This is a genomic window from Marinomonas sp. ATLA20, from assembly GCF_057180105.1.
Map to the genome: position 1 here is coordinate 52596 of NZ_JBXUKU010000018.1, position 6874 is coordinate 59469.

The following is a 6874-nucleotide window of genomic DNA, read 5'->3' on the forward strand; positions in this document are numbered from 1 at the left end:
TAAAACGAATCTATAAATTTAGCGATTTGATAATTGGTGAGAAAACCTCATAAAAAGCTTCTGATTGCTCTTTTAGGCAAGTATGTAAACTCGACCTTATTAAGAGTTTGTAACAGTGGTGTGTTCCAAAATGGAACCAGCCAGTACATCGCATTATTCAGTGACTTGCCAATGGCCGGTTTTATCTGAGCCTATTCGGGTTAATTTACCTTCTTGTTGTAATTTGCTAATGGCGCGGCCAATGGTTCTAACGTCTTTATTCAAGGTATCAGCGAGTTTTTGTCGGGTCAGCTCAGGCGTGCTACTCAGCAATGCTAAAATAGCCTCAGGTGTTTTAAGGCCAGTTAAATTTACAAGGGCATTTACAGGGGTATTTACAGGGGCGTTTTGCGTTAACGTTTGCTGAATAACCGACAAGATAAAATGTATAAAAGGCGTGCTATCCGCTTGGCTATCGGCCTGCTCAAGGGCGTGATAATACGCTTGCTGATGATCTTTAATCACACTTTCTAGCGGCAAGGATAAAAATAACGGATGCCACTTAGACAAGATCAGCGTTTGCCATAACCGCCCCATACGACCGTTACCATCAGCAAACGGGTGAATAAACTCGAATTCATAGTGAAATACACAACTGGCGATCAATGGGTGATCTTTTGTTTGCTTGAGCCATTGGATTAAGTCAGCCATTAAACCGGATACTTGATGGGCAGGCGGTGCAACGTGGTGCACGACACCACCTTTATGGATACCCACCCCTTTACTGCGAAACTCACCCGCATTCACGAGAATATCTGACAGCATTAAACCGTGAGCTGTGAGTAAATCGTCAATGGCACTAGGTGTGAATGTAGGAAGGGCATCATAAGCCGCTATCGCACCTTTTACCTCGGCCAGCTCGCGCACGCTACCCAACACGGGTTTACCTTCAACAATGGCAGTGATTTGCTCTTCGGTTAAAGTATTGCCTTCAATCGCCAGCGTGCCAGTAATGGTTTTTATGCGGTTTTGTTTACGCAGTTGCGGCGAGGCATTGAGCTGGCTGGCGTTTAATTCACCGACCTGCTGGCTGATTTGTGCCACTAAATTCAAAATATCGGTGGTGATGGTAAAAGGCGGTTGGTAGGCCATTAGGTTGCCTCCTTATGCTTGACATCGTTGGTAGTTATTCGAAAATCTCGAATAACTACCTTTGATACTTCCTTTAGCGTTTTACTCATTTATACCCCACACTGTTGTCATTTTGCGCGTTAGTCGCAGAATCCATAAATCCAATACTTAAATCCTACCATTCAGGATTATCCTTTTCTATCAAGGCTATTTTCCACTTCCTGTTTCTATTCTTTATTTTCTTTTCTAATGCTATAGCTGAACTAATATCCTCGCCAGCAACATACCATACTAATATATGCACACCGTATTTAGCGGAAAAACTATTAGAATGCAATTGCGTTTTGTGCTGATACATACGTTTAACAAGGTCACTGGTTACACCTTTATAAAGCGTTCCATTCTTTTGACTAGCAAGAGCTTGTTTATTGTTCACTATCCCTGTCATGCCGTTAATTTGTTAAAAAATAAGCAAAAAGCTGGAGGCTGCGACTGCGTGAGACGCGACCAGAAACAGTTGATAAACCTCAGTCTCTGTCTGTGTTTCAATCCCCACGGCTGTGGGGAACGCAGCTCTGCACGCTGAGTTTCTGATCCGCCAGCCGGTTAATCCCCACGGCTGTGGGGAACGCTGGCTTCCAATCGTTAACCGGAAATTTAGCGTCGGTTAATCCCCACGGCTGTGGGGAACGCTAGATGGAATCAAGCAACAGGTGATTTTTTGCCGGTTAATCCCCACGGCTGTGGGGAACGCTCTACAAGACTCTGATCAAACGCTATGCTTATCGGTTAATCCCCACGGCTGTGGGGAACGCCCAGCAACAAGCACAGCAAAATCGTCGCGTAGCGGTTTATCCCCGTGTGCTCGGGGAACGCCGAAGATGGGTCGCGGGGAGTTACGTTAAAATCGGTTTATCCCCGTGTGCTCGGGGAACGCTGACTGATCATCGCCATCACTAAAGGCTCAACCGGTTTATCCCCGTGTGCTCGGGGAACGCCAGAGGTGCCAGCTGTATTTTCTAATACTGGGCGGTTTATCCCCGTGTGCTCGGGGAACGCTTTACCCGTTCGAACAAATGCATTCGGATAGACGGTTTATCCCCGTGTGCTCGGGGAACGCCGTCTGGCATTTTGTAGTAGTAATAGGTCCCGCGGTTTATCCCCGTGTGCTCGGGGAACGCCAGAGAGGAATCTAAAGTACCTGAAAACATATCGGTTTATCCCCGTGTGCTCGGGGAACGCCTATGTGGAAGATGTGGTTGATGGTGTAAATGCGGTTTATCCCCGTGTGCTCGGGGAACGCTTCATCAACTGATTTCTCGGTGCGCTCAGCGGCGGTTTATCCCCGTGTGCTCGGGGAACGCAAAATCATTACTAAAAAAGGAAAAGTGAAAATCGGTTTATCCCCGTGTGCTCGGGGAACGCTCTAAATGTATACTATTGTTCTATAAAGAGAAATAATCTCTTAAAATTTCTACCAACTTTTTAAAGAGCAATATTTCTGTATTTATTCGTGATCCGGCGTAAATATAACAAGCCTTAATCCATCTAAATCGATGGGCATTCGGCGGTTTGTACCATAGGTAATAAAGTCAAAACCTGATTCTGTATTAGTCGCCCATGCCATTACCACATTACCCTCTTCTGCCAATACTTCTATTTGCTCCCAAATCATTTCTCGGACACGTCTTGTCACATCACCAACATAAACGCCCGCTCTAACTTCTAATAACCAAACCGCTAATCGACCTCTTAATCGAGGAGGAACGGCTTCTGTAACAACTGTAATCATCGCCATCGTTACTTATTCCTATGTCCAGTATCACCAGTGGATTCAGGCTCTGGTATGGCTGGAGGTTGTGAGTCTTCTGGCGGTTTCGGTGGTTCTATTTCTCCTGCAGCCAAGACTTCTTCAATAAGAGGGATCAGCCTTTTGAGCACTTTTTCCGTCCGAAATGCTTCACGACAAGCGATGCGCACTTCTTTATCTGGCTGGTAGGGAGATTTTGCGGCTATTTTGAAAGCAATCGGAACAACGGTTTCAAATTTGATTAAATCGGCAATGTCATACACAAAGGAGAGTGGTTTACCTGTATGCAAGAAACCAATAGCTGGCGCATAGCCTGCGGCCAAAATAGCCGCTTCTGTAACACCATATAAACACGATGTTGCTGCGCTCAAACACTGATTCACTTTATCCCCAGCCTCCCAGTCTTTTGGGTCGTAACGCCGACCATTCCACTGAACGTTATATTGCTTGGCTAACATTTGGTAAATTTGTCGAACTCTTGCGCCTTCAATACCACGAAGTTGATCGACGCTTCTTCGTTGTGGTGCTTCGCCAAAGCGAATTTCAAACATTTTACGAACAACTTTTAATCTTAAGGATTCGTCCAAAGCGAGTTGAGCTTGGTAAAGAAGCTTATCTGATCTAGCCCCGCCTGGCTGCCCCGCTGAATAAAGCCGGACTCCCGCTTCGCCTACCCAAATAACTAAAGTTCCGGTGGTTGAGGCAAGCTTTATCGCGGCGTGGCTAATTCTCGTTCCCGGCTCTAACATTAGGCATGCAATTGATCCCACAGGAATATGCATTCTCTCGCCGTTAACGTCATCAATGACAACAAAGGCACCATCTCGCACATCAATTCGTCCCATACCGACGAAGATCATTGAGTTTCGATCTTTTATTGGAATAGGCTTTAACGGTATAAATCCAGCCATTATTCTGCCTCCATCTGAGATAAAAGCATTAAATCATTCGCCGTCAAAATCCCCATTTGACGAATGGCTAATTCATTTAACTTAACCACCCGTTCTGATTGAGGAACACCTTGCTCTATAAAATGCGCGTTAAGTGATTCGAGGTTCGCAAGACAGACTAATTGATGGACGTTGGCGTGATCTCGTATATTGCCAGTTAAAGAAGGGCTTTCATCTCGCCACTGTTTAGCAGTGACGCCAAATAAAGCGACATTAAGCACATCGGCCTCACTAGCGTAGACAAATTGAATTTGTTGTTGGGTTAACGAATCTGGAATGAGATTTTCTTTGATGGCATCGGTATGAATAAGATAATTTACTTTCGCTAAATTTCGACGAATATCCCAGCCTAGATGCTGGAACTCTTGTTCTTTAAGACGTTGGAATTCTTTAATAAGGTAAAGTTTAAACTCGACAGATATCCAACTTGCAAACTCAAAGGCAATGTCTTTTTGTGCATAAGTACCGCCATAACGACCCGCTTTGGAGATCAAGCCGATAGCAGAGGTCCGCTCGCTCCATTGCTTAGATGTCAGGGTGAAGCTGTTGAGCCCGGCCTGATTTTAAAGTCCTCGAATTCGAGGACTTTAAAATCAGGGTTATTCAACTGCTCCCAAATACCCAGAAACTCAACAGTATTTCGATTACGCAGCCAGTTGCCGATGATGTGCGCGGCTCTGTCATTTCCTTTGTATTTGGCGATATCGGTGATACAGATATATTCATTACCATCCTTGGTAGTGGTTGAAATGTCTTGTTCAAGTACTTGTAGTTTGGGGTTCATGGCATCCTCCTTGATTGAGTTGTTTGTTTCATGGTTATAGTCGACGGATTAACATCAAACCGCAGCCGAAGGCTTTGGCTTTGCCGATTCCATGAAATAGGAAATTTCCGAAGAGTTCAGGGTTAACAACTTCTAATGCACCCGAAAAATCTACCGTACTAAAACGAATTCCCTTTTTATCTGCACGCTGCTGCAAATAGCCATCAACACGCAATTGTTTTCCATCTTCCGCATCAAGCAAGCGGAAACCGCAAGTTTCTGCGCGTCGAGCAAGCCAGTGTGTGCAGGACTCCTGCACCAAGTCATATAACAATGGCTTTTCAGTATCGGCATCACTCCAGTCCGACCAGCGATTTAACCCGCGCTCTGCGAGCAACTGTTTTTTTCTGTGCATCACCACATCATCACGGCGCGATTTGCCATCGGCAGTGTGCGTAACTACTGGATTAACACGCAAATCAAACGCAAATTTCTGCCCTTGACTAAGTTGCGGATTAAATAGTTTTACTTGCACTTGCCAAGCCGATGAAATTGCAACAGGTTCACGAGATGACAATAGATAAAAACCGGGCGCGTTGTTTTCTCCATCGCGTCTTCGAAACAAAAAATCGCGTTGGGTTCCAGCTTCCGCAGGTAAAAATTTCCACAACCACTGATGCTGCTCATACGGCCCTTTAGCCCATTCAATGGCAGCTTCGCGCTCCATGCCTGGAGTTGGCGTTATCAAACTAAAATACATGTTATAAACTCCTGTTAGACAAGTGTTGGCTGCGCAAGTAAAGCAACAAATTCAGGGCGATCACCAAATTGCCAATTCGCACGCGACAGCAACCGGTCTTTGCGAACCATTTGCAAATCCTCTTGTACGCCAGCGTTAATACCTGCGCCCCAAACCAGCCGTTCCAAAGGCAAAACCACTTCGCCTGATTGCTCCGCCAACTGACAACGATAAGCTTCCATTGCCTGCAAGGCATTTTCAGCCGCAATAATCTGTGGCCATAAAGGCAAAGATGGTGGGCAGGTTTTACGGCCGAGATACAATACAAACTTGGGTTGTTGAATGGCTTGCGCCAAGCTTTCCAAAGAAATTACAGAGTCGGTTTTAGTTTGCACTGCAACCAAACAAGCAGCATCTTGGCGATAATCGCGCGACGATAGAATCGTATTAAGCTTTTCTTTTGGCATATTAAGTTCATCACGGCGAGTTCGGTGCGAGCGATTTTTTAACGACACTCTGCCCGGTACTTGCGCGGTTTGATAATCACGTAATAACCGCCCTGCACTTTGAACACCAATCGCAAAACTTAATTCGGCTCGTAAAATTTGATGCTGATCTTCATCGCTACGGTCAATACCTAGTGCCGCCGCCAACAAACCAATTAATGCAGATTCACTCGGGTAATTAGCGCTGGGGCGATATTCGCCCACAGCGGTTTCCCCCCACGCCGATAAAGGTGCCTGCAATTGAAAAATTAAATAGTTCATAGGGTTATTCCCCTATGAAGGTTATTAATTTTTCAAGGCTGCCTTCGCCAGTTTCTACGTTAAACGATTCGCGCGCTTCGGCGCATTTGCCATACACAGTGTCGAAATTAGTAACACGCTTAGTTAGTTCTTTAACCGCACGCTCCAACATATCTGCACCCGTTACAGGCTTTAAAAATGCTTGAGCCAACGAACGTGGCTGTTGGTCACCCTTCTCAGCTAACACATAAGCCGCATAAGCGCGGGACGCAAAACTATTTTGTTTGCCAGTTGGCGATACTTTGGTAGCCGCGTTAACCAATGCATGTAGGGATTGTTTGGTTAACTCTGCGTCATCACCCAAATTGCTTTGCAACAATTCACGGTTAATACACACATACAAATAAAATACGCCAGCGCCAAAGCCCGCTTCACCGATATGTGCAGAGCCGGAATCTTCATCACCGTTATTTAAGTCATCTACAGCAGTAAAATAATCGTCTTCAACAGCGACTTTGTGAATGGTTATGGCATGGGCGACTTGTACGGCGGCTTCAAAACCATAAGAAGGAACAGATGCAAGCATTCTTCCAAAGAGTGCAATGTCGGTTGCCGTAGAATCTTTAACAAGAAGAATATCAGCCAACGCTTTGGATAAAGTAGAGGAGACTGTAACTAATTTTGTGTAACTGCCTATCACAACATATTCTATTGAGAATTAAGGATAGGTAGATGCAAATGAACAAAAAAGAACTT

General features: G+C 45.2%; 9 protein-coding genes and 1 CRISPR repeat array. All 9 genes read right to left on the reverse strand.

Features of this window, described 5'->3' with window-relative positions; genetic code table 11:
* Positions 1-153 precede the first annotated feature (153 nt).
* Entirely contained in the window at positions 154-1131 is a 978-nt protein-coding gene (locus AC2A4J_RS19385) for a Fic family protein (RefSeq protein WP_484177162.1), read from the reverse strand.
* Positions 1132-1285: 154 nt separating this feature from the next.
* Positions 1286-1546 (reverse strand): GIY-YIG nuclease family protein, encoded by a 261-nt coding sequence (locus tag AC2A4J_RS19390; RefSeq protein ID WP_484177163.1) that lies wholly within the window; start codon positions 1544-1546, stop codon positions 1286-1288.
* A 411-nt stretch (positions 1547-1957) separates the two neighbouring features.
* Positions 1958-2535: a CRISPR direct-repeat array (repeat unit 29 nt; unit sequence CGGTTTATCCCCGTGTGCTCGGGGAACGC).
* 82 nt (positions 2536-2617) lie between these two features.
* Complete coding sequence (cas2e, locus tag AC2A4J_RS19395; RefSeq protein ID WP_484177164.1) at positions 2618-2908, reverse strand: type I-E CRISPR-associated endoribonuclease Cas2e; 291 nt, start codon at positions 2906-2908, stop codon at positions 2618-2620.
* Positions 2909-2910: 2 nt separating this feature from the next.
* Positions 2911-3831: a type I-E CRISPR-associated endonuclease Cas1e gene (gene cas1e / locus AC2A4J_RS19400; RefSeq protein WP_484177165.1), complete on the reverse strand. Its 921-nt coding sequence runs from the start codon at positions 3829-3831 to the stop codon at positions 2911-2913.
* Entirely contained in the window at positions 3831-4364 is a 534-nt protein-coding gene (locus tag AC2A4J_RS19405) for a KilA-N domain-containing protein (RefSeq protein WP_484177166.1), read from the reverse strand. The genes cas1e and AC2A4J_RS19405 overlap by 1 nt, the downstream gene beginning before the upstream one ends.
* A gap of 38 nt (positions 4365-4402) precedes the next feature.
* Entirely contained in the window at positions 4403-4654 is a 252-nt protein-coding gene (locus AC2A4J_RS19410) for a KilA-N domain-containing protein (protein ID WP_484177167.1), read from the reverse strand.
* Between the two features lie 34 nt (positions 4655-4688).
* Positions 4689-5393 (reverse strand): type I-E CRISPR-associated protein Cas6/Cse3/CasE, encoded by a 705-nt coding sequence (gene cas6e / locus AC2A4J_RS19415; RefSeq protein ID WP_484177168.1) that lies wholly within the window; start codon positions 5391-5393, stop codon positions 4689-4691.
* Between the two features lie 14 nt (positions 5394-5407).
* Complete coding sequence (gene cas5e / locus AC2A4J_RS19420; RefSeq protein WP_484177169.1) at positions 5408-6139, reverse strand: type I-E CRISPR-associated protein Cas5/CasD; 732 nt, start codon at positions 6137-6139, stop codon at positions 5408-5410.
* Positions 6140-6143: 4 nt separating this feature from the next.
* On the reverse strand, positions 6144-6818 hold the full coding sequence (cas7e, locus tag AC2A4J_RS19425) for a type I-E CRISPR-associated protein Cas7/Cse4/CasC (protein ID WP_484177170.1): 675 nt from the start codon (positions 6816-6818) through the stop codon (positions 6144-6146).
* Positions 6819-6874: the final 56 nt, after the last annotated feature.